The following is a 21,416-nucleotide window of genomic DNA, read 5'->3' as shown; positions in this document are numbered from 1 at the left end:
AACGCTTGAGATAGGATGTCAATTTTATGGCGAATCAGTCCTCTATCATGAACCTTGATTACCAACGCTTTGCCAAGCAGGGTGATGTCCTGCTGGCCCTTGGCGTCGTAGTCATTCTGTTCACGATGCTCATCCCGCTGCCCACGATCTTTCTGGACATGATGTTGACGTGCTCCATCTCGCTCAGCCTTGTGGTGCTCATCACCACCATGTTCATGAAATCCCCGCTGGAATTCTCCATCTTCCCCTCGCTTCTGCTCGTGGCTACGCTGCTTCGCCTTGCGCTCAACGTTGCCTCCACCAGACTCATCCTGCTCAATGGCGACCAAGGGCCAGGCGCAGCGGGACGGGTTATTGAAGCGTTTGGTCAATTCGTTGTCGGCGGCAACTTCGTGATCGGCATCGTCATCTTCCTCATCCTGTTTGCGCTGAACAAGATGGTTATCGTCGACGGCACCACCCGCATTGCTGAGGTGGCCGCACGATTTACCCTCGACTCCCTGCCCGGCAAGCAGATGGCCATTGAGGCCGACCTCAACGCCGGTCTCTTGTCCGAGGAAGAAGCCACCCAGCGCCGCGACGCCCTGCGAAAGGAAGCCGACTTCTACGGCGCCATGGACGGTGCGGGCAAGTTCGTCAGTGGTGACGTGAAGGCCGGTATCCTCATCACCATCATCAATATCATCGGCGGCATCTTCATTGGCATGGTCCAGCAGGACATGAGCTGGAGCGAGGCCGCACAGACCTATACCCTGCTGACCATTGGTGACGGCTTGGTCTCCACCATTCCGTCGCTCATCATTTCCACAAGTTCGGGCATCATCGTGTCCCGCGCGGCGGCGGAAGCCAAGATGGGCGAAGAGTTCATCGGCCAGCTGACCTACCACTCCCGCGCGCTCAAGCTGACCAGCTGCATTCTGGTCATCTTTGGCCTGATTCCCGGCATGCCGACCTTTGCCTTCCTGCTGCTGGCGGGCGTGCTGTTCGTGGTCTCCATCCTGTCCAGCCGCTTCCATCAGGCTGTTGAGGAAGCGGGCGGCCCGGCGGCCAAGGGCAAGGGCACAGCCGCACAGACCGGCGAGCTGGAAACCCCCGAGGAAGTCCAGAGCCTTCTGCCCCTCGACGCACTGGAACTGGAAGTGGGCTACGGCCTCATTCCGCTGGTGGACGAGGACCAGAACGGCAACCTGCTGGCGCGCATCCGCTCCATCCGCCGACAGTTCGCACTGGACATGGGCGTGGTTATCCCGTCCCTGCACCTGCGCGACAACCTGCAGCTGAAGCCCGGCCAGTACTCCGTGCTCATCAAGGGCAATCAGGTCGCCACCGGCGAAATCATGATCGACCACTATCTGGCCATGGACCCCGGCGACGCCAAGCACAGGATTCAGGGCATCGAGACGCAGGAGCCGGCATTCAACCTGCCCGCGCTGTGGATTCCCGAAAAGCAGAAGGAAGAGGCCATGCTCGCGGGCTACACCGTTGTGGACCCGTCCACCGTCATCGCCACGCATTTGACGGAAGTGTTCCGCCGCAACCTGCACGAGTTCCTCGGCAGGCAGGAGACGCAGGCCCTTCTGGACAACCTGTCCAAGCGCGCCCCCAAGGCCGTGGAAGACCTCGTGCCCGGCACGCTGCCCCTTGGCACAGTACAGAAGGTGCTGCAGAACCTCGTGCGCGAAAATGTCTCCGTCCGCGACATCCTGACCGTGGCGGAAACCCTGACCGACTACGGTACGGGCATCAAGGACCCCGACCAGCTGACGGAATACATCCGCTCCAAGATGGGCCGCACCATCATCAAGCCCTACTTGGACAGCGGCGGCACGCTGCCCATCATCACGCTGTCGCACAACGTGGAGCGCGCCTTCCAGGATGGCCTGCGCCAGTCCGAGCAGGGCACCTTCCTCGCTATGGAGCCGGGCCTTGCCCAGCAGATTATACAAAACATCAATGAGGCGGCGGAACGCGCCGTCGCCACGGATGGACAACCTGTCCTCCTCACGACACCGGTAACTCGCTCACACCTCGCACAGCTTCTGGTCCGGTTCATTCCGAACCTCCCTGTTATCTCTCAAGCTGAAATTCCCGCAGATGTGAAACTCGTAACTCTTGCAAACGTGGACATTGACTATGCAGGTTAAGACATTCAGAGGCAGAAGTTCTTTCGAGGCGCTCCAGCAGGTCAAACAGGTGCTTGGAGACGACGCCGTCATTCTCGGCACGCAAAACGTCAGCGAAGGCGAAAAGACGTGGTGCGAGGTCACCGCCGCCACGGACCATGCCGCACCGGAAAAGCCCGCAACCGGAGATGATCCGCAGACTGGCGGCGCGCCGGGCTGGAACGAGTGGCACCGCGAATGGGACCTCATCAAGTCGCACATGATGGCGCTCATCAAGCCGCAGCTGGATATGTCCATGCTGGCGCCGCGGCAGCGTCAGGCGCTGGAACTGCTGGAACGCGAAGGCGTGGCCGAAGGCGTGAGCCTTGCCCTGTACGATACGCTTCGCGGCGACAGGGAAAGCTCCATCCTTGGCGCGCTGGGCCGCATTGTCCGCCCCCACGCATGGAATTGGAAGAATTGGCGGCAGAAGCTGCACGTGCTGGCAGGCCCGAGCGGATGCGGAAAAAGCACAACCCTCTTGCGTATGGCGCTTGCATGTCATACCAAACGTCCGGACAGCCGCATCTGCATTGTGAACCTTGACGCCTCCGGCGGAAAGGCGCGGCAGTACCTGAAGTACTTTGCGGAACTCTCCGGTATGGCCTACAAGGACATTCGGAACGCCCGCGAGATGCTGGACCTTGTTAAGGACGGCCAGAAATTTGACAGGATTTTCGTCGACATGCCCGCCATGTCGGGGAAAACCACGCTGAATAGGTACCTCCAGCTTATTGGCCTTGGCGAATGCGACGACATGGCCGTGCATCTGGTGCTGTCGCCGCACTACGCGCCCGCCCAGCTGGAGCTGTTTACCCGCAAGTACGCCTCGTCCAAATGCGCATCGGTTATCTGGACGAAGCTTGACGAAGCCTGTAACTTCGGGGCTGTGGTCAACACGGCCCACGCTACGGGTCTGCCCGTGGCAGCCCTTTCAATCGGGTCCGGATTGCGTGGCACCCTCGTGCCCGCAGACACTGGCATGCTGTGGAGACTGATATTCAAGCGCCAGCTCCCCGAAAGCCCTCTCGAGGAAAAACGTGGCAACTACGCTCAGTAAAGACAAGACTCGCCCCTCGGCAGACAGCGGAACCGGTTTTCCGCACGTCATCTCCATCACGTCCGGCAAGGGCGGCGTGGGCAAGACCAACGTCAGCGCCAACCTCGCCTACCTGCTTGCCTCCATGGGCAAGCGCGTGGTGCTGCTTGACGCGGACCTCGGCCTCGCCAATGTGGACGTTATGCTCGGCCTCACACCGCAGAAGAACCTTTTTCACCTCTTCCACGAAAATGCGGGCCTGAGCGACATCCTCTATCCCACGCCCTTTGGGTTCTCCATCCTTCCCGCCTCGTCCGGCGTGTCGGACATGATGGACCTTGATACGGGACAAAAGCTGGAACTTCTTGAGTCGATGGATATACTGGAGAATGACATCGACTACCTGCTTGTGGACACAGGAGCGGGAATCAACGACAATGTCTTGTATTTCAACCTTGCGGTGCAGGAACGCATTCTCGTCCTGACCCCGGAGCCGACGTCCCTCACGGACGCCTACGCGCTCATCAAGGTGCTCAAGGCGCAACACGGCATCGAACGCTTCCGCGTGGTCGTGAACATGGCCAAGAACATGGCCGCCGCCAAGGAGATTTACCTCAAGCTCCACACGGCGTGCGACCAGTTCCTCTCGGGGGTTTCCCTCGATCTCTTGGGCGTGCTTCCCTATGACCAGTCGGTGCGCTCGTCCGTCATCAAGCAGCAGCCGTTTGCGCAGGCGTTTCCGGACAGCCCCGCGAGCCAGGCCCTCGCGGGGGTCGCACGCAGAATCAATGCTTGGAAGGCACCCACACAACTCGATGGAAACATTAAGTTCTTCTGGAAAAAACTCCTCTTCCAAGAATGAGCCTTGGAAGTTGCTGGAATCCGGCGAAGTGCGCTGGGATGACTTCTCCGCCTACGAGCGGGAGCTCATCGTCCGCCACTACGCGCCCAAGATTAAGATTCTGGCACTCCGGCTCAAAGGGAAGCTGCCGCAGCAGGTCGACCTGAACGAACTGCTTTCCGCAGGTACGCTTGGGCTTATTGAGTGCTTGGGCAAGTTCAAGCCCGAGCTCAACATTAAGTTCGAGACCTACGCGGAAAATCGTATCAAGGGCGCCATGCTTGATGAACTGCGTCGTATGGACTGGTTCTCCCGCGGTTTGCGCCAGCGCGTCCGTACACTGGAAGAAGCCATCCGCAAAGTGGAAAGCAGAACAGGACGCAAAGCCAGCAAAGCGGAGCTTCGGGAAGAGACGGGACTGTCGGAGAAGGAAGTGGAGGCAGGCCTTGGTGCCTTGCAGAATCAGTTGTGCCTTAGTCTTGATGCCATTCAGGACCACTTTTCGCCGGACCAGAACGCGCACCATGATAACGAGCCATACAAATCAACTGCCCTGCAGGACATCATTGACAAGATTGCCAGTCTCATCGACGAGTTGACGATGCGAGAGAAACTGGTATTATCCCTCTACTACACTGAAGAATTGAATATGCGAGAAACGGCGGAGGTTATGGGAATAACCGAAGGCCGCGTTTCGCAGCTTCATTCACAGGCACTTAAAAAACTGAAAAAGAAATTCCGCGCCTCTTATGGGCAGGAATAAAACCTAGCACGGGAGACCTTTATGGCTATTGATAAAAACATGCGGGTTCTCGTGGTGGACGACTTCTCCACCATGCGCAGAATCGTCAAGAACATCCTTCGGCAGCTGGGCTTCAACAACATCGTCGAAGCAGACGACGGCTCCACCGCATGGGAAGTCCTCAATAAAGACAAAATCGACTTCATCGTCTCGGACTGGAACATGCCCGAGATGCCCGGCATCGACCTGCTGCGCAAAGTCCGCGCCAGTGAAGAGTTCGCCGATATCCCCTTCCTCATGGTCACCGCAGAGGGCCTTCAGGAGAACATCATCGAGGCCGTGCAGGCCAAGGTGTCCAACTACATCGTGAAGCCCTTCACCGCTGAAACCATGAACCAGAAAATCGAAAAGATTTTTGAGGGATAAGCCGCTCCGCAACAGCGTTTTGGCTTGGTTTAACACAGAATGACCGACGAACTCGACGATCTCCTTAATGGAGAGGACGACTCGGCTAAAGCCGAACTCGATACCGATGAACTGACCGCATCCCTCCCCCAGGACTCGCAAAAGGTTGAACTCGACCTGGAAGACGCGCCCTTTCTGGAGGAGGATGAAGACGAGGACGAGGAGGAGCTTCCCGAAGAGGAAGCCCCTTCCGTCGTCGACGAGGAACCAGCCGGCGACCAAGAGCCGTGGTTCAAGAACAAGCGCATCGTCATCCCGGCTGCGGCCGTCCTGCTCCTTCTCCTTGCTGGCCTTGCCATATGGCTCTACACCAAACCCGCCACGCAGCCCGTGGCCGAGCCGGAGCCACCCGTAGAAGAGATTCAGCCTCAAGAGCAGCCCGCTCCCATGGTGGAAGAGGAAGAAGTGCAGGAATTCATCGTCTCCCTCGCCCCCTTTATGGTGGAAATGCGGGGCAAGGACGGAGAAATCCACTTCCTGCGGTGCAAGTTCGCCACCGTGACGGAAAACGAAAAGCTCTCCTTCGAGATTACGCAAAAGACCACCACCCTGCGCGATGCCGTGTTCTACTACCTGAAGAACAAAGACATGGCCTACCTTGCAGACATGGACAATGCGGATACCCTCAAGGCCGATATTCTCTCCGTCATCAACCAATATCTCAGCAACGGAAGGCTGGAGACCCTGCTTATCGAGGAATATCTGGTGAAGTAAAATGCCAACGAGCATCAACCTCCCTGTCTTGCTGGCGCAGCTGCCACATCTGTCAAAGCTGACCAGCGTGGAGCAGGCCCGCCCGGAAGCGCAAACCGCCCTTTCCGAACAGCGCGCCCGCGAGGAGGCACTTCGCCGTCAACACTCGGTGGAAGAAGTCGAAAAGCAAGAGCGCTCGAAAGTCGTAGACGACGAGGGCAAAGACGGCTCTTCCAAGCAGGGTCGCCACATGCGCGACAGAAAGGACCACAGCGCAGAGGAAGAGGACGACCCTAAGAAGTCCCCGTCCAAAAGCCCGTGGTCCGGAAACATCGTGAATATGAAAATCTGACGTCTGCACACCGCGCCGGCATATGATGGCAGGCGCGTTGCGGCACCGGCGGCGCATTCCGGGCGCTCCTGCGGCGTCAATCTTCTGCGCCTCATCGCCCGCACGCCCCTCCCCACCCGCCATGGCAGACATTTAACCCATACGACTGGCCGCACAATGACATCTTCTTTTCTCCTTCTGCTCTTTCTGAGCCTTTCCGAAATCGTGCTCCTCGGGCTGTTGCTCGTCTTCTTCATGCGCCTGCGCCGCTCGGAATCCGTGCTCAATTCCCTGCAACAGAATCAGGAATCGCTGCTGGCAAAGCTCCACTTCAACGCCGAGCTGGAGCAGGAGCTGGTTTCCTCCTTTGAAAAGCGGCAGGCCGAACTGTCCAAGCTGGACGACCTGCTGGAAAAACGCTCCGACGAGCTGCAAAAGCTCGTGAAACAGGCCGAACAGATTTCCCGTTCCCCGCAGTTCCTGCGCGAGGTCATCCTCTCCGGGCACCGCAAGGGCAAGTCCGCACAGGCGCTCGCCCTGTCCACAGGACTCAGCGTGGACGAAGTGGAACTGATTCTGGATCAGGCCGGACAATAGGACCCGCGCCATGCGCATTACCGGATATGGCTCCCGCGGCTTTGGCGGCGGCTCGCACGGCGACAAGGCCGCCCTGTTCCGGGGCCGCCACCGCGTTGGCGAACACCTGCGCGGCCGCCTTATCGAGTATGAGGCGTCTGGGCTTGCGCGTGTGGACTTTGAAGGGCTGGAGCTTCTGGCCCGCATCGAGTCCACTCCCGCGCCCAGCCCCGGACAGGTTGTGCTCTTCCGGGTCATGCGTTTGACACCGGAAATCGTCCTGCAGGAAATCGGCGTGGCGGACACCTCCGAAACCCCGGCAGGGCATGCTCTGCAAGCCTTTTGGGCCGCACGCGCCGCCTTTGAGCAGCACACTCACGACCTGCGCTCCGCCCTTGCCGCACAGGCCGCTTCCGCTCCTGTTACCGCCAAAATATGGACGCAGCGCCTTGCCGAGCATCCCGACGCACCGCCGCTGTGGGACGCCGTGCAAAGCGCCCTGCGTCTGCTGAATGCCACCCTTGGGGCCAACGGTCCGTGGCAGGCGGACTACCGCCCGTGGCTCCTCCCCGCCGCGCTGTCCGGCGAAATCGTCTACGACCGCGCCATGGACACCCCGCGCGGCGGTGAAGCCGTATTTTCCTTCTCCCTGCCGCAGCACGGGCAGTGCGAACTGCGTGTGTTTGCCTCGCCGCCAGACGCCACCTGCCGCGTCCTTATGGAACATCCCGCCGATGCGCCGGAGCTTGGCGAAGCCGCCAAGGCTCTTGTCCCACAGGGCCTGACGCCGACGGTACTGCCCCCGGCCAGCCTGCCGCAGGCCAGCCGCAGCGGCGCACTCACGCGGTTTGTGGACGCCACTCCCGGCCGGCGGCTGCGCCTTCGCGTCTAGTGCGCCGTCCCGGCCCCGCTTTTCTCCCTCCCGCCGCGGCGTACCCGCCATCCCTTGAGTTCCCCCGGGGGCAATGGTACACCGCTGACGTTGCGACGCCGCCACATGGCGGGTCTTTTCATTCCTTCATCCAACAACCGGTATGAACACGAAAAAACATCCACTCATCGCCAAGGACACGCCATGGCTCGCGCCGCTGGCCGGATACTCCGACCTGCCCTTTCGCCTGCTGTGCCGTGAGCATGGCTGCAAAATCGCCTGCACGGAAATGGTCAGCGCCAAGGGCCTTGTCTATGGCGGCCCCGGTACGGGCAACCTGCTGGACACCACACCGGACGACCAGCCCCTCGTGGTGCAGCTGTTCGGCAACGAACCTGAATTCATTGAAAAGGCCATGGTTCCGCTTTTGGAACAAGGCTTTGAATATTTCGACCTGAACTCCGGCTGCCCGGTGAAGAAGGTCAACAAAACCGGCGCGGGTGCGGCCCTGCATAAGGACGTGGACCGCCTTGAAGCCCTTGTCTCCACCATGAGCCGCCTTGCCCCGGGCAAGACCGGCGTCAAGTTCCGCCGCGGCTGGGCCGCTGGCGAGGACAACTATCTGGAGGTCGGCAAGCGCATGGAGCAGGCCGGGGCATCGTGGATGACCCTGCACCCCCGCTACGCGCGCCAAGGCTACTCCGGGACCGCCCACTGGGACGCCCTGCGCGAGCTGCAACAGGCCGTCAACGTTCCGGTCATTGCCAGCGGCGACCTGTTCTCCGCCGAGGACGCCGTCCGCTGTCTGGACGAGACGGGCGTTGCCGGGCTGATGTTTGCCCGCGGCGCGCTGTACAGTCCGTTCATCTTCACCCGCTTTGCCGCCATGATGCGCGGCGAGGACGCGCCCATGCCCACGGGCGATGACATCGCGGCCATGATTCGCCGCCATGCCCAGCTGGCGCGGGAGTACTTCCCGGAGCGCAAGGCCCTCGTCAAGATGCGCACCATTGTGCCGCGCTACGTGCGCGACCTGCCGGGCGCGCGCATTTTGCGCTCGCGCGTGGTGGGGTGCCAGTCGTGGGAAGAGCTGGACGACATTGTTGTTGAATTTCTGGCCATGCATATGCCAAACGACGCCGAGGACGGCGCCACCGCCGCCCGCCCCGAAAGCCAAGGAGAATAGCGCATGGAAGTCGTACTCGCCGATACCGCGGGCTTCTGCATGGGCGTCAGCCTTGCCCTCAAAAAGCTGAACGCCGTTGTGAAAGCCGCCGAGGGCATTCGCCACATTCGCACCCTCGGCCCCATCATTCACAACCCGCAGGTGCTGGAGCACTACGCCGCCCACGGTGTGGAAGTGATTGAATGCGCCAAGGACGCCGAAGACGGCGATGTGGTGGTCATCCGCGCCCACGGCGTGCCGCAGGCGCTTGAGGACGACATGAAAAAGCGCGGCGTGGACATCCACGACGCCACCTGCCCCAAGGTCAAAAAAGCCCAGCTGCTCATCGCGCGCGAGACGGAAAACGGCCGCACCCTGCTCTTGTACGGCGAAGCCGACCACCCGGAGGTCCGGGGGCTGCTGTCCTACGCCGGGCCGGACGCCGTGGTCTTTGAAACGCTGGAGGAGCTCAAGGCAGCACTCAAGCCCGGCACCGAGTACTTTCTTGCCGCCCAAACCACGCAGGACCGTAACCTCTTTGAAGAACTCAAAGAATATCTTGCCACCGCACTTCCCGCGCCCATTCCTGTGCTGGAGACCATCTGCGATGCCACGCGCATCCGCCAGCAGGAAGCGATCCGCATTGCGCGCGAGGTGGATCGCATGATTGTTGCAGGCGGACGCAACAGCGGCAATACGCGCCGCCTTGTTCAGGTGGTGCGCGACCAAGGCGTCCAGTGCGACCATGTGGAGACCGCCGATGAACTGAGCGCCGATGCCTACCGGGGGATTTCCAGAATCGGCTTGACAGCCGGGGCGTCCACGCCTGATAAAATAATTGGTGAGATTGTCGACAAGCTGAAGTCTTTCTAAACCCAGCGGCTCATCCACAACAGGAGGACCGAAGGAGCACTTATGTCCCATACGAATATTCTGCTCGAATCGGGAACCAACGAGCTCGAAATCGTTGAATTCTACATTAACGAGCCGTCCGAGGAAGGCGAACACTATCAAGGCTACTACGGCGTCAACGTCGCCAAGGTCCTTGAAATCATCCGCATGCCGCAGGTGACGGAAATGCCGGAAGTGACGCACCCCTCGGTGCTCGGGGCTTTTAATCAGCGATCGCACATCACACCACTTGTGGACCTCAGCATGTGGCTGGGCAAAGAGCGCACGGAAAACGAGCCGCCCAAGGTTATCGTGACCGAGTTCAACAGGGTCACCACGGCGTTCATGGTTTCCGGCGTTACCCGCATCCACCGCATCAGCTGGGAGGAAGTGGAGCCGCCGAACACCTACGTCTCCAACCTGTCCAACGACTCCATCACCGGCGTGGTGAAGATGGATGACCGCATCATCTTTATCCTCGACCTTGAAAAAATCGTCACGGAACTGAACCCGTCCCTCGGGCTGCGCCTTGACGAAACAATCCACTGGGAAAGCGGCGACAACCTCAAGGCGCTTATCTCCGACGACTCCGCCCTCATCCGCGAGATGCTCAAGGACCTGCTGCAAAAGGCCGGCTTCACCGTCGAGGTCACCCACAACGGCAAAGAAGCGTGGGACCGCCTGCAGGAGCTGAGCAAACTCGCCCTTGAGAACAACAAGCCCATCTGGGACTACGTCAACGTGCTGGTCTCGGACATCGAGATGCCCAGCATGGACGGCCTGAGCCTGACCAAGAACGTCAAGGAGCACCCCGTGCTCAAGGACCTGCCCGTCATGCTCTTCTCCTCCCTCATTACAGACCGCCTGCGTCACAAGGGCGATTCTGTAGGCGCGGACGACCAGATTTCCAAGCCAGAGGTCTCGCAGCTTGCCCTGCGCGCCAAGGACCTCATTGACAAGTATATGGGAGCCGCGGAATAACTCTTCCAGCCACGCAACTTCTTCAAAACCGCACTCCTTCCCGTCCGCCGGGTAGGAGTGCGTCCTTCTACGCATGAAATTCGCTCTGCTGCAGCTGAACCTGACCGTTGGAGATCTGGAAGGGAACACCGAGAAAATCGCCACCGCCGTCCGCGCTGCCGCCAGCAAGGGCGCGCAGATGTGCATCGCGCCGGAGCTGTCCGTCATGGGCTACCCCCCGCGCGACCTGCTCCTGCAAGGCGGCTTTGTCGAACGTGCCAACCAGGCGCTCACGCGCCTTGCCGCCACCCTTGCCGATACCTGCCCCGTTTTGGTGGGCATTGCCACGCCAAACACCTCCGGAGCCGGAAAACCCTACCGCAACAGCGCCGCCCTGCTTTCCGGCGGAAAAGTTGCGGACGTTTTCCACAAAAGCCTGCTCCCGTCCTACGACGTCTTTGACGAAGACCGCTATTTCGAGCCCGCAGACGGCCCCGGCATCCTGCGCATGGACGGCGTCCGCATCGCCGTCACCATCTGCGAGGATGTTTGGAACGACTCCACCTTTTGGGACACGCCGCGCTACTCCAGCGACCCCCTGAGCACACTGCCCGAGGACGGTGTGGACCTCATCGTCAATCTTTCGGCCTCGCCCTTTGTCATCGGCAAGCAGCGCATCCGGCAGGATATGCTGGCGTGGACGGCAAGGCGCTACGGCGTGCCCCTTGTCTACGCCAATCAGGTGGGCGGCAACGACGACCTCGTCTTTGCCGGGCGCAGCATGGCCTTTGCCCCGGACGGCCGCCTGTTCGCGCGCGGCAAGGCCTTTGACGAGGACGTTCTGATGGTGGATACGCAGGCCTGTACCGGACGCATGGAGGACGACGACTTCACGCCCGAAAGCGAGGCATGGCGCGCCCTTGTCCTTGGCGTGCGGGACTACGTGCGCAAGTGCGGCTTCTCTCGCGTGCTGCTTGGCCTGTCCGGCGGCATCGACTCGTCCCTTGTGGCCGCTGTGGCCGCCGAGGCCATGGGCCCGGAAAACGTGCTGGGCGTGCTGATGCCCTCGCCGTGGTCCAGTGACGGCAGCATTGCCGACGCCGAAGCCTTGGCAACGAACCTCGGCATCGCCACGCGCACCATCCCCATCGCCCCGCTGATGCAGGGCTTTGACGACGCCCTTTCCGGCGCTTTTGACGGCTTTGAGCGCGACGTCACCGAGGAAAATATTCAGGCCCGCATCCGTGGCAACCTGCTCATGGCCATGTCCAACAAATTCCGGTCGCTGCTGCTCACCACGGGCAACAAGTCCGAACTGGCCGTGGGCTACTGCACCATCTATGGCGACATGTCCGGCGGCCTCGCCGTCATCTCCGACGTGCCCAAGACGCTGGTCTTTGCCGTGTGCCGTTGGCTCAACATGACGCAGGGGCGCGAAATCATCCCGGACAGCGTCATCACCAAGCCCCCGTCCGCCGAGCTTCGCCCGGACCAGAAGGACGAGGACTCCCTGCCGCCCTACGAGGTGCTGGATGCCATCCTTGAGCGCCTTGTGGTCCAACGCCAGTCCCCCGAGGACATCGTGCAGGCAGGCTTTGAGCGCGACACCATTGAGCGCGTGCGCCACTTGCTACGCATTGCGGAATTCAAACGCCGACAGGCCGCCCCGGGCATCAAGGTAACAGACCGCGCCTTTGGCACCGGCTGGCGCATGCCCCTTGCCGCCGTTATCAAGTAATTTTTCATCAGCCAGTGAGCCAGTGAGCCAGTGAGCCAGTGAGCCAGTGAGCCAGTGAGCCAGTGAGCCAGTGAGCCAGTGAGCCAGTGAGCCAGTGAGCCAGTGAGCCAGTGAGCCAGTGAGCCAGTGAGCCAGTGAGCCAGTGAGCCAGTGAGCCAGTGAGCCAGTGAGCCAGTGAGCCAGTGAGCCAGTGAGCCAGTGAGCCAAAACAAAGCCCTTGCCGTCCGTGGATGGCAAGGGCTTTTTCTATGGTCTGCTCTGGGCGCTGGGACGGCGGGGCCGCATCAGCGCGCGGGGATGCGCCGGCAGCGCGTCCCGGCAGAGTGGGAAGGCGATTAGCAGATGCGCGGCAGCTGCTCGCCCTCCAGCATATTCAGCAGGCGTTTGCCGCCAAGGGGCGTCTGCAGGATGACCTTGCCCGCGTGGTCCTCGCTCACGCGGCCCACAAGGCAGGCCTCGCGGCCCTCTTCGCTGGCGCGCAGGACCTCAAGCGCCTTCTCGGCCTTGGCCTCGGGCAGGATGCACAGGAACTTGCCCTCATTGGCCAAATACAGCGGGTCCAGCCCAAGGATGTCACAGCCGGACTTCACGCCGGGATGCACGGGAATGCGCTCCTCCTCCAGCGTGATGCCCACGTTGGAGGCCTCGGCAATCTCGTTCAGCGTGGTGGCAAGGCCGCCGCGCGTCGGGTCGCGCAGGACGTGAATATCGCCTACCTCGGTGATAAGGGCCTCGGTCAGGTGGTTCAGGTTGGTGCTGTCGCTTTCCACGTGTGTGGTCAGGGGCAGTCCCTCGCGCTGGGCAAGGATGGTCAGGCCATGGTCGCCCATGGTGCCGGAGACCAGCACCACATCACCGGGGCGCGCGCTTTCGCCGCTGGGGTGGTTTTCCGCCAGCATGGTGCCGACGCCGGTGGTATTGATGAAGATTTTGTCCGCCATGCCCTTGGGCACAACTTTGGTGTCGCCCGTCACAATGGACACGCCAGCATTCTCCGCCGCACGCGCCATGGACTTGACGATGCGCTCCAGCACCTCAAAATCAAGCCCCTCCTCAATGATATAAGCACAGGACAGATACAGCGGACGCGCGCCCAGCATGGCCACATCGTTGACGGTGCCATGCACGGCCAGCGAGCCAATGTCCCCGCCGGGGAAGAAGATGGGGTCCACGGTGAAGGTGTCGGTACTCATGGCAAGCGGTCCGGCGATGTCGAGAAATGCGGCGTCGTCGAGCTTGTTCAGCACCGGATTGGAAAAGTTCGCCTTAAAGAGGTCACTGATGAGACGCTGGGAGGCCTTGCCTCCGCTTCCATAGTCCAGAAGAACCTTCGTATCGCTCATTGCTCTAGAGCTCCGTATGGTATTTGAAGTACGCGGCGCAGGAACCTTCCGTGGAGACCATGCACGGGCCCACGGGTTTTGCCGGAGTGCACGCCTTGCCGAAGAGCGGACACTTGTTGGGGGCGAGCTTGCCCTTCAAAACCTCGCCGCAACGGCAACCGGGGATGGGCGGCTCTTCATGCAGGGTGAGGCCCAGCACCTTTTTGGCGTCGAACCGCTCATATTGCGGCGCAAACTCCAGCCCGCTGGCCGGAATCTTCCCAAGGCCGCGCCACAGGGCGTCCGCCGTATCAAAGACCTCGTTCATGATGGCAACGGCTTTGGGGTTGCCTTCCTCGGGCACGGCGCGGGTGTACATGTTGACCACCTCGGCGCGTCCGTCATTACGCTGGCGCACCAGTTCCAGCAGCGCCTGCAGAATGTCCAGCGGGTCGAACCCGGTGACCACGGCGGGCAGCTTGAACTCGTCGGCAAGGAAGCCGTACGCGGCAGGACCAATGATGGACGTGACATGTCCGGGCATGATGAGGGCGTCCAAACGCAGTTCCGGGTCCGCCATAAGGGCCGCAAGCGCGGGCGGAACCAGCTTGTGGAAGGATACGACGTGAAAATTGGTCAATCCGGCCTGCTCCGCCATCTTCACGGTGGCGGCCACGGTGGGTGCCGTGGTCTCAAAGCCGATGCCAAGGAACACGACCTTGGTGTCCGGGTTGTCCTGCGCCAGTTTTATGGCGTCGAAGGGCGAATAGACGACCTGCACCCTTGCGCCCTCGGCTTGCGCGGCCTTGAGGTTGCGCCCACCGGGACCGGGAACGCGCATCAGGTCGCCAAAGGTCGCCACGATGACGTCGTCGCGCGCGGCAAGGTCCAAATACAGGGCGACCTCGCTCTCGTGCGTGACGCACACGGGGCAGCCGGGGCCGGAGAGATGAATTACTCGCTCTGGCAGAAGCGAATGCAGGCCGCTGCGGAAGATGGACACTGTATGCGTGCCGCACACCTCCATAAATCGCAGTTCACCGTCCAGCTCCGCATGAATCCTGTCCAGAAGGGAGCGGCAGAGCTTCGGATCACTGAACTTGTCGAGCACACTCACAGTCGTATCCTTTCGCCGGTTTCCGGTCGGGTTGCAGTTCCCCCAGAGGTCCCGGAAGCGCCGGAACATGGGAAATCCCCGCTCATTTCAACTTGTTGCGGGAGATTTCGGGCATACTACGAAAGCCCCCCAAAGCACAAGCGGACCCTTTATTTTTCCAGCTTCGGCTGGTAGAACGACTACGCGTTCGGCATAAGCCGGACTCCACCCGTTTTTCCCCAAGGAATTCTGTTTTCATGCGCTCATCCACAAGCAAGGAAACTGCCTGCACAGCCAAGGCATCTTCGCGCACAGGCAGGGATTTCCTCCCCACCCCGGATGAATTGGACCTTGCCGTCCCCTTCACGCCGGACGAGTTCTTTGTTCCAGACGACGACACCTGCACGGCCTATTGGGACCTGCGCAGCATGCCGGAGCACATCCGCAATCACTCGCGGCAGGTGGCCCGCGTTGCCACCGCCATAGCAGAGCGCGCAGCCCAGCGCGGCCTTATTGACGGCCAGCCCGCGGTGCGCCTTGTCCGCGCCTCCGCCCTGCTCCACGACATCGCCAAAATTTACTGCATCGAGCACGGCGGCCATCACAGCCAGCTGGGTGCGGCATGGGCCATGGAGCACACCGGCAATCCGCTGCTGTCGCAGGGCGTTTTGCACCACGTATGGTGGCCCTACACCGTGGACGTCGTCCGTTACTTTCTGCCCCTTGTCGTGCTCTACGCCGATAAGCGCGTGCGGCACGATGCCATCGTGCCCCTTGGCGTGCGTTTTGCCGACATCCTTGAACGATACGGCAAGAGCGAAATGGCCCGAAGCCGCATAGAACGCTCCATGCAGCAGACCATGGCCATTGAAAAAAGCCTTAACGAACACCTCGAGGTCAATCTCAATGCGTGTACTTTTGATAGCGGGAGGCTGGTCGACTGAGCGCGCCGTCTCCCTCAGCGGTGCCAAGGCCGTGCAGGAATCCCTGCTCCGCCTTGGTCATGACGTCACGTTCTTCGATCTTTCCGCGTCCTTCGACTCCCTCATCTCCACCGCCCGCGCCCACGACTTTGCGTTTATCAACCTGCATGGCGCTCCCGGCGAAGACGGCCTAGTTCAGGCCATCTTGGATACCGTCGGCTGCCCCTACCAAGGCTCCGGCCCTGCGGCGTCCTTCCTGGCCCTGCACAAGGCCGCGGCCAAGGGCGTGTTCCGCGAGCATGGCATCCTGACGCCGGACTGGGAGCTGGTCACCGACAAGCCCGGCCCCGACTGGACGCCCAGCATCGGCCTGCCGCTGTTTGCCAAGCCCAACCTTGGCGGCTCCAGCCTTGGCATGAGCATGGTCACCGACCACGCCGACCTCGCCCCTGCGCTGGCCACCATTGCCGACCTTGGGCAGGAGGCGCTGCTGGAACCCCTCATGAAGGGCAAGGAAGTCACCTGCGCCATCCTTGGCGACGAGGCCCTGCCCCTGATTATGATTCAGCCCAACGAAAGCGCGGCGTTCTTTGACTACGAAAACAAATACAAGCCCGGTGTTGCGCAGGAAATCTGCCCCGCGCCCATCGACGAGAGCGTGGCGGAGCCCATCCGCAAGGCCACTCTCGCCGCGCACAAGGCCCTTGGCCTGTACGGCTACAGCCGGGGCGACTTCATCGTCACGGACGACGCCGCCTACCTGCTTGAAATGAACACCCTGCCGGGAATGACGGCCACCAGCCTTGTGCCGCAGGCCGCCGCCGAGGCCGGATACTCCTTCGACGACCTCATCGCCAGACTCATCGACCTCGGTCTGTCCCGCTAGCCTAGAGAGCCTATGACACTCACCATGAAAACCCGAGCCGCACTCGGCCTCTACAGTGCTGTCTGGCCCCTTGCCCTTCCGGCCCTTGCCCTGTCCAAACGCATGCGTCAGGGCTGGCAGGAACGCATACTCCTCTCCGGCCCTGAAGGCCCTGTGGACATCTGGATGCAGGCCGCATCAGCGGGCGAGGCCTACCTCGCGCGTGAGATTCTGCTGGCCCTGCCGGACGACAGGCCCCTGCGCGTGCTGATTACCACCGGCACCAGTCAGGGCATGGACATCCTCCAGCAGGCCACAGACGAAGCCGAAAAGAACAACCTGCTGGCAACGCGGCTGGCGTACTTTCCGCTGGACATGCCCATGCTCATGAACACGGCCATGCAGCGCTTCAGCCCCCGCGTCATCGTTTCGCTGGAAACCGAACTCTGGCCCGGCATGCTCGCCGCCGCAAAGCGGCACGACATCCCGGTGCTGGTGGTCAACGGCCGCATGAGCGCCAGCAGCCTTCCCGGCTACCTTGCCGTGCAGGACCTGCTGCAGGACATAGCACCAGAGCGCATCCTTGCCATCAACGGCGCGGCGCGCCAGCGCTTCTCCCTTGTCTTTGGCGAGGACCGCGTCGGCGGCATGAACAATATCAAGTTTGACCGCTGCCCCACCACACCCCAGCAGGCGCACAAGGACACTCCCGTAGCGCGCATCCTTGGCGGCAAAACCTCCACGGCCGTTTTCGGCTCCATCCGGCAGGAAGAGGAAGCCGAGGTGATGGAGGCCATAACGCTGGTGCACGAGGCGCGGCCCAAGACGAATCTGGCTGTTTTTCCCCGGCACATGCACAGGCTCGACTTTTGGGCGAAAGCCCTGTATGAAGCCGGGTTGCCCGTTGTCCTGCGCTCGCAACTTTCCGAAGCACCGCCTCCGGGGACGCCCATCCTGTGGGATACCTTCGGCGAGCTGGGCGCGGCCTACGGGTTTGCGCGCGCCGTCTTTGTGGGCGGCAGTCTGCGCCCGCTGGGAGGTCAGAACTTCCTTGAGCCGCTCACCCACGGGGTTTCGCCCGTCATCGGCCCGCACTGGAAGAACTTTGACTGGATCGGCCGCGACATTGTGGACAGTGGCCTCGTCACCGAGGTCCCGGACGCCCGCACCCTTGCGGCCACACTTATCAAGAACCTGAACCGTCCCAAACCGCAGGACTCCGTGCAGCGCCGCGCCGCAGAATACATCGGCGCGCGGCAGGGCGGCACGCGGTCGGCGGTGGACTGCATCACCAGGTATCTGTAATGCCACAGCTTCCTCCCTGTTACGGCATCATCCCCGCGCGGTACGCCTCGTCCCGCTTCGAGGGCAAGCCTTTGGCGGACATTCTGGGCCGCCCCATGTTCTGGCACGTGTACCAGCGCGCCATCCAATGCCCCCTTTTCGGCAAAGTCGTCCTCGCCACGGACGATTCCCGCATCTATACCGAAGCCTGCAAGTTCAACGTGCCCGTGGTTATGACGGGCACAGAGCACACCAGCGGCACAGACCGCGTGCTGGAGGCGGCAGAGACCCTCTCCGTCCCGGACGACGCCGTGGTGGTGAACATTCAGGGCGACGAACCCCTGCTTGAGCCAGCCATGCTGACCGAACTGGTGGAGCCCTTTGCGGACCCGAACATCCGCGTGGCCACCCTTGCCACCAAGATTACCGCCGAGGAAGCGGCCAGCCCGGACCAAGTAAAGGTCGTCTGGACCAGAAGCGGCTCTGCGCTGTATTTTTCCCGTGCCCCCATCCCTCACCTGCGCGATGGCGGCGAGGGGAATTACTGGGGTCACATTGGCCTGTACGCCTTCCGCATGCGCACCCTGCGCCGCTTTGTGGCCCTTGGCCAAAGCGAGCTGGAACGGCAGGAAAAGCTGGAACAACTACGCCTGCTTGAGAATGATATCCCCATCTACGTCGTGCCCACGCAATTTCGCACGCACGGCGTGGACCGTCCCGAGGACATCGAAAAAGTCATCAACGCGTTATCGGAGAACAACTGATGAAAGCCATTTTAGCCCTGGAAGACGGCACCTGGTTTGAGGGCCGCTCCTTCACCGGCGCCGGGAATGCTGGCGGCGAGGCCATCTTCAACACTGGAATGACCGGCTATCAGGAAGTCCTTACGGACCCCTCCTACGCCGGACAGATGGTCTGCATGACGTATCCCCTTGTTGGGAACTACGGCGTCAATCTGGAAGACGTCGAATCCTCGCGCGTCTGGGTCGAGGCCTTCATCGTTAAGGAATGCTGCAAGGTCCCCAGCAACTGGCGCTCCAAGATGTCCCTGCCGGACTACCTTACGGAGCATGGCGTCATGGGCATTGAGGGCATCGACACCCGCGCCCTGACCCGCCACATCCGCCTGCACGGCGCGCAGCGCGCCATCATCAGCACGGACGACGTCACCCCCGAGGAGCTGGTGGAACGCGCCAAGGGCCTGCCCTCCATGGACGGCCAAAACCTTGCCGAGCGCGTCGCGCCCAAGGAGCCGTACACATGGGTGGACGGCGCCCCGCGCACCGTCTCCATCGCCGCCGACGGCACCTACGACTGGCCCGGAAACGGCCCCAAGGTTGTGGTGTACGACTTTGGCGTGAAGTGGAACATCCTGCGCCTGCTCGCCGCACAGGGGCTGGACCTGCTCGTCGTGCCCCCGCACTTTACCGCCCAGCAGGTGGACGCCGTGAAGCCCCACGCCGTCTTCCTGTCCAACGGTCCCGGCGACCCGGCCACCCTTGGCGACGTTATCGGCACCGTCACCACGCTGGCAAACAACTACCCCCTTGCGGGCATCTGCCTTGGTCATCAGATTCTTGGTCAGGCCCTCGGCGGCACGACCTACAAGCTGAAATTCGGCCACCACGGCGTGAATCATCCGGTCAAGGACCTCACCACCGGCCGCATTGAAATTTCCTCCCAGAACCACGGCTTCTGTGTGGACATGGAAGGGGTGCAGGACATCGAGGTGACGCACATCAACCTCAACGACAACACTCTGGAGGGCTTCCGCCACACCACGAAGCCCATTCTGGCCATCCAGCACCACCCGGAAGCCGGGCCCGGTCCGCACGACAGCCAGTACTTCTTCCCCCGTTTCCGCGAACTCATTCGCACCCACGCCGGAGTGTAACAACGTAAGCCCCAGCGTTCACACGCGATTTGCCCGCGGCGCGGAAAAAAGCCCCGTCATCAAGCACTTTTGACGGAACTGCCAATACTGGCAGCACCTTCCCCCGCCGCCGCCACAAAATCGCGTGTGAACGCTGAAACTCGCTTTGCATCCGGCCCATTTTTCCCCTACATCTGAAAGACATCCGACACTCAGACAAGGAAACGGCATGTCCACCGAGCTCATCAAAGCACGATCGCAACTTTCCGGCATTCAACGCTATCTCAAGCAGAAGAAGCTCCTTCCGGCCATTGTCAGCCTGCACGACGCCATCGGCATTATCCTGCGCACGCCGCTCATGGCGCATGAGAAGAAAGAATTCGGCACCAGCGTGGAGCAAGCGCTGTACACCCTCAACAACGACGCCGAATTCAAAAAAGTCTGCCCCATGGTTTTGGAATACAATGCGGGGCAGGAAAAGCAGCTCATGGGCACCCTGCGCGAACTGCTCGAAGACCTTCAGGGCAGCGCCGTGGACGAGGCCAAGCAGCTGCTGGCCGCCATTGAGGAGCAAAAGGTCACGGGCCTTGCCCGTGGTAAGGAACTGCTGGGACGCAAAAAGTTCAAGGACGCCAAGTTCGTCTTTGACAAGCTGGTTCTGCAATTTTCCGACGATACGGACCTGAAAACGCAGATCGCCGAACTGCTCCTCAAGGCCGAACGCCACGAGGACGCGCTGGAATACCTGACGCAGGCGCTGAAGGAATTTCCGGAGTCCGCCCACCTGTACAACCGCGTGGGTATGGTTCTGCGCAAGATGAACCGCTTTGACATGGCCGAGAAGTACTACGTCAAGGCGCTGAAGCTCGCCAAAGACGACCCGGGGCTGTATTTCAACATCGGCCGCCTGTACATCGACTGGGAGAAGTGGGACAAGGTCGCCCGCGTTGCCGCCATGGCGGTGAAGCTGTCGCCCGACTTTTCCGAGGCCAAAAAGATGCACACCTTCGCCAAAAAGAAGATGCGCAAAGAAGCCGCCAAGCAGGACAAATAGCCTGCACGCAACCACACCCGACCACAGGGGCGCCGTCGTGACGACCGCGCCCTTTTTTGCGCCCTCTGGCCCTCCGGCCCTCCGCCCAGCGTCCCCGCTTTGCGTCCAGTCAATCCCACCCTAGAGCACATCCCCGCCCTCCGTGAGCCGTGAGCCGTGAGCCGTGAGCCGTGAGCCGTGAGCCGTGAGCCGTGAGCCGTGAGCCGTGAGCCGTGAGCCGTGAGCCGTGAGCCGTGAGCCGTGAGCCGTGAGCCGTGAGCCGTGAGCCGTGAGCCGTGAGCCGTGAGCCGCACCTCGCCTGCGCTCATCATTCAGTCAACGAATATTTCGCCCGGCCCATACCGCATGCGGGAGTTCCACGAGCGCGGGTGCGCCCCGCTTCTTGCGCTCCCGCACCCCCTGAACGGAACCATACCCGGCAAAGTCTGCGCCAAAGTTTCGACACTTTTCCCCAGCCATTTTCCCAGCCCCTGGATTTGCTCACGGCTTTGACATTGGCCCCTGCATTGCATACAAACATTCAGT

Annotated in this window: 21 protein-coding genes; 19 read left to right on the top strand and 2 right to left on the bottom strand. The window is 61.5% G+C overall.

Going from position 1 to position 21,416, the window contains the following annotated elements; genetic code table 11:
* Positions 1-26 precede the first annotated feature (26 nt).
* The 13 genes from flhA to ACYQ2T_RS06470 all read left to right on the top strand — a co-directional run bounded on the left by flhA (position 27) and on the right by ACYQ2T_RS06470 (position 12,474).
* The gene (flhA, locus tag ACYQ2T_RS06530) at positions 27-2,144 is read left to right on the top strand and encodes a flagellar biosynthesis protein FlhA (protein ID WP_459899429.1); all 2,118 of its coding nucleotides are present in this window, start codon (positions 27-29) and stop codon (positions 2,142-2,144) included.
* On the top strand, positions 2,134-3,222 hold the full coding sequence (locus ACYQ2T_RS06525) for a flagellar biosynthesis protein FlhF (protein WP_459899427.1): 1,089 nt from the start codon (positions 2,134-2,136) through the stop codon (positions 3,220-3,222). Before flhA ends, ACYQ2T_RS06525 begins: the two co-directional genes overlap by 11 nt.
* The gene (locus ACYQ2T_RS06520) at positions 3,203-4,063 is read left to right on the top strand and encodes a MinD/ParA family protein (RefSeq protein ID WP_459899426.1); all 861 of its coding nucleotides are present in this window, start codon (positions 3,203-3,205) and stop codon (positions 4,061-4,063) included. Before ACYQ2T_RS06525 ends, ACYQ2T_RS06520 begins: the two co-directional genes overlap by 20 nt.
* Positions 4,017-4,805 carry a FliA/WhiG family RNA polymerase sigma factor gene (locus tag ACYQ2T_RS06515; RefSeq protein WP_404844633.1) on the top strand — a complete coding sequence of 263 codons (789 nt, stop codon included), beginning with the start codon at positions 4,017-4,019 and terminating at the stop codon, positions 4,803-4,805. Before ACYQ2T_RS06520 ends, ACYQ2T_RS06515 begins: the two co-directional genes overlap by 47 nt.
* A gap of 21 nt (positions 4,806-4,826) precedes the next feature.
* Positions 4,827-5,210, top strand: coding sequence for a chemotaxis response regulator CheY (locus ACYQ2T_RS06510; protein WP_459899424.1), 384 nt, complete (start codon positions 4,827-4,829; stop codon positions 5,208-5,210).
* Positions 5,211-5,249: 39 nt separating this feature from the next.
* On the top strand, positions 5,250-5,963 hold the full coding sequence (locus ACYQ2T_RS06505; protein WP_459899422.1) for a flagellar basal body-associated FliL family protein: 714 nt from the start codon (positions 5,250-5,252) through the stop codon (positions 5,961-5,963).
* Position 5,964: 1 nt separating this feature from the next.
* Positions 5,965-6,294 (top strand): hypothetical protein, encoded by a 330-nt coding sequence (locus tag ACYQ2T_RS06500; protein WP_459899420.1) that lies wholly within the window; start codon positions 5,965-5,967, stop codon positions 6,292-6,294.
* Between the two features lie 156 nt (positions 6,295-6,450).
* On the top strand, positions 6,451-6,870 hold the full coding sequence (locus tag ACYQ2T_RS06495) for a hypothetical protein (protein WP_404844629.1): 420 nt from the start codon (positions 6,451-6,453) through the stop codon (positions 6,868-6,870).
* A gap of 10 nt (positions 6,871-6,880) precedes the next feature.
* On the top strand, positions 6,881-7,741 hold the full coding sequence (locus ACYQ2T_RS06490) for a hypothetical protein (protein ID WP_459899418.1): 861 nt from the start codon (positions 6,881-6,883) through the stop codon (positions 7,739-7,741).
* A 142-nt stretch (positions 7,742-7,883) separates the two neighbouring features.
* Positions 7,884-8,906 carry a tRNA dihydrouridine synthase gene (locus tag ACYQ2T_RS06485; protein ID WP_459899416.1) on the top strand — a complete coding sequence of 341 codons (1,023 nt, stop codon included), beginning with the start codon at positions 7,884-7,886 and terminating at the stop codon, positions 8,904-8,906.
* Between the two features lie 3 nt (positions 8,907-8,909).
* On the top strand, positions 8,910-9,758 hold the full coding sequence (gene ispH, locus ACYQ2T_RS06480; RefSeq protein WP_459899414.1) for a 4-hydroxy-3-methylbut-2-enyl diphosphate reductase: 849 nt from the start codon (positions 8,910-8,912) through the stop codon (positions 9,756-9,758).
* 42 nt (positions 9,759-9,800) lie between these two features.
* Positions 9,801-10,757 (top strand): chemotaxis protein, encoded by a 957-nt coding sequence (locus ACYQ2T_RS06475; protein WP_459899412.1) that lies wholly within the window; start codon positions 9,801-9,803, stop codon positions 10,755-10,757.
* 73 nt (positions 10,758-10,830) lie between these two features.
* On the top strand, positions 10,831-12,474 hold the full coding sequence (locus ACYQ2T_RS06470; RefSeq protein WP_459899410.1) for an NAD+ synthase: 1,644 nt from the start codon (positions 10,831-10,833) through the stop codon (positions 12,472-12,474).
* A gap of 335 nt (positions 12,475-12,809) precedes the next feature.
* On the opposite strand, the gene hypE is transcribed toward ACYQ2T_RS06470, so the two are convergent.
* Together hypE and hypD are read right to left on the bottom strand one after the other, a co-directional pair.
* Positions 12,810-13,817: a hydrogenase expression/formation protein HypE gene (gene hypE, locus ACYQ2T_RS06465; RefSeq protein WP_459899407.1), complete on the bottom strand. Its 1,008-nt coding sequence runs from the start codon at positions 13,815-13,817 to the stop codon at positions 12,810-12,812.
* A gap of 4 nt (positions 13,818-13,821) precedes the next feature.
* Positions 13,822-14,913 (bottom strand): hydrogenase formation protein HypD, encoded by a 1,092-nt coding sequence (gene hypD, locus ACYQ2T_RS06460; RefSeq protein ID WP_459899405.1) that lies wholly within the window; start codon positions 14,911-14,913, stop codon positions 13,822-13,824.
* Positions 14,914-15,149: 236 nt separating this feature from the next.
* On the opposite strand from hypD, the gene ACYQ2T_RS06455 reads away from it, so the two are divergent.
* The 6 genes from ACYQ2T_RS06455 (at position 15,150) to ACYQ2T_RS06430 (ending at position 20,891) form a co-directional block, all read left to right on the top strand.
* Positions 15,150-15,836 carry an HD domain-containing protein gene (locus ACYQ2T_RS06455; protein ID WP_459899404.1) on the top strand — a complete coding sequence of 229 codons (687 nt, stop codon included), beginning with the start codon at positions 15,150-15,152 and terminating at the stop codon, positions 15,834-15,836.
* Positions 15,799-16,701 carry a D-alanine--D-alanine ligase family protein gene (locus ACYQ2T_RS06450; protein WP_459899402.1) on the top strand — a complete coding sequence of 301 codons (903 nt, stop codon included), beginning with the start codon at positions 15,799-15,801 and terminating at the stop codon, positions 16,699-16,701. The genes ACYQ2T_RS06455 and ACYQ2T_RS06450 overlap by 38 nt, the downstream gene beginning before the upstream one ends.
* A 12-nt stretch (positions 16,702-16,713) precedes the next feature.
* Positions 16,714-17,985, top strand: coding sequence for a 3-deoxy-D-manno-octulosonic acid transferase (locus ACYQ2T_RS06445; RefSeq protein ID WP_459899400.1), 1,272 nt, complete (start codon positions 16,714-16,716; stop codon positions 17,983-17,985).
* Positions 17,985-18,728 carry a 3-deoxy-manno-octulosonate cytidylyltransferase gene (kdsB, locus tag ACYQ2T_RS06440; protein WP_459899398.1) on the top strand — a complete coding sequence of 248 codons (744 nt, stop codon included), beginning with the start codon at positions 17,985-17,987 and terminating at the stop codon, positions 18,726-18,728. Before ACYQ2T_RS06445 ends, kdsB begins: the two co-directional genes overlap by 1 nt.
* Complete coding sequence (gene carA, locus ACYQ2T_RS06435) at positions 18,728-19,858, top strand: glutamine-hydrolyzing carbamoyl-phosphate synthase small subunit (protein WP_459899396.1); 1,131 nt, start codon at positions 18,728-18,730, stop codon at positions 19,856-19,858. The genes kdsB and carA overlap by 1 nt, the downstream gene beginning before the upstream one ends.
* Before the next feature lie 208 nt (positions 19,859-20,066).
* The gene (locus ACYQ2T_RS06430) at positions 20,067-20,891 is read left to right on the top strand and encodes a tetratricopeptide repeat protein (RefSeq protein WP_459899394.1); all 825 of its coding nucleotides are present in this window, start codon (positions 20,067-20,069) and stop codon (positions 20,889-20,891) included.
* The last annotated feature ends 525 nt before the right edge of the window (positions 20,892-21,416 follow it).

This window comes from Desulfobaculum senezii (assembly GCF_054657395.1).
Note: the sequence above shows the minus strand (reverse complement) of the source record. Positions and strands in the feature narration are given on the sequence as shown.

Bases quoted from the DNA above. Each gene is read 5' to 3' on its own strand.
- ACYQ2T_RS06485 (WP_459899416.1), top strand. From the start codon at position 7,884: ATGAACACGAAAAAACATCCACTCATCGCCAAGGACACGCCATGGCTC.
- ACYQ2T_RS06445 (WP_459899400.1), top strand. From the start codon at position 16,714: ATGACACTCACCATGAAAACCCGAGCCGCACTCGGCCTCTACAGTGCT.
- ACYQ2T_RS06510 (WP_459899424.1), top strand. From the start codon at position 4,827: ATGGCTATTGATAAAAACATGCGGGTTCTCGTGGTGGACGACTTCTCC.
- flhA (WP_459899429.1), top strand. From the start codon at position 27: ATGGCGAATCAGTCCTCTATCATGAACCTTGATTACCAACGCTTTGCC.
- ACYQ2T_RS06500 (WP_459899420.1), top strand. From the start codon at position 5,965: ATGCCAACGAGCATCAACCTCCCTGTCTTGCTGGCGCAGCTGCCACAT.
- ispH (WP_459899414.1), top strand. From the start codon at position 8,910: ATGGAAGTCGTACTCGCCGATACCGCGGGCTTCTGCATGGGCGTCAGC.
- ACYQ2T_RS06515 (WP_404844633.1), top strand. From the start codon at position 4,017: ATGGAAACATTAAGTTCTTCTGGAAAAAACTCCTCTTCCAAGAATGAG.
- ACYQ2T_RS06475 (WP_459899412.1), top strand. From the start codon at position 9,801: ATGTCCCATACGAATATTCTGCTCGAATCGGGAACCAACGAGCTCGAA.
- ACYQ2T_RS06450 (WP_459899402.1), top strand. From the start codon at position 15,799: ATGCGTGTACTTTTGATAGCGGGAGGCTGGTCGACTGAGCGCGCCGTC.
- ACYQ2T_RS06505 (WP_459899422.1), top strand. From the start codon at position 5,250: ATGACCGACGAACTCGACGATCTCCTTAATGGAGAGGACGACTCGGCT.
- hypE (WP_459899407.1), bottom strand. From the start codon at position 13,817: ATGAGCGATACGAAGGTTCTTCTGGACTATGGAAGCGGAGGCAAGGCC.
- carA (WP_459899396.1), top strand. From the start codon at position 18,728: ATGAAAGCCATTTTAGCCCTGGAAGACGGCACCTGGTTTGAGGGCCGC.
- ACYQ2T_RS06470 (WP_459899410.1), top strand. From the start codon at position 10,831: ATGAAATTCGCTCTGCTGCAGCTGAACCTGACCGTTGGAGATCTGGAA.
- kdsB (WP_459899398.1), top strand. From the start codon at position 17,985: ATGCCACAGCTTCCTCCCTGTTACGGCATCATCCCCGCGCGGTACGCC.
- ACYQ2T_RS06430 (WP_459899394.1), top strand. From the start codon at position 20,067: ATGTCCACCGAGCTCATCAAAGCACGATCGCAACTTTCCGGCATTCAA.
- ACYQ2T_RS06525 (WP_459899427.1), top strand. From the start codon at position 2,134: ATGCAGGTTAAGACATTCAGAGGCAGAAGTTCTTTCGAGGCGCTCCAG.
- ACYQ2T_RS06490 (WP_459899418.1), top strand. From the start codon at position 6,881: ATGCGCATTACCGGATATGGCTCCCGCGGCTTTGGCGGCGGCTCGCAC.
- ACYQ2T_RS06455 (WP_459899404.1), top strand. From the start codon at position 15,150: ATGCGCTCATCCACAAGCAAGGAAACTGCCTGCACAGCCAAGGCATCT.
- ACYQ2T_RS06495 (WP_404844629.1), top strand. From the start codon at position 6,451: ATGACATCTTCTTTTCTCCTTCTGCTCTTTCTGAGCCTTTCCGAAATC.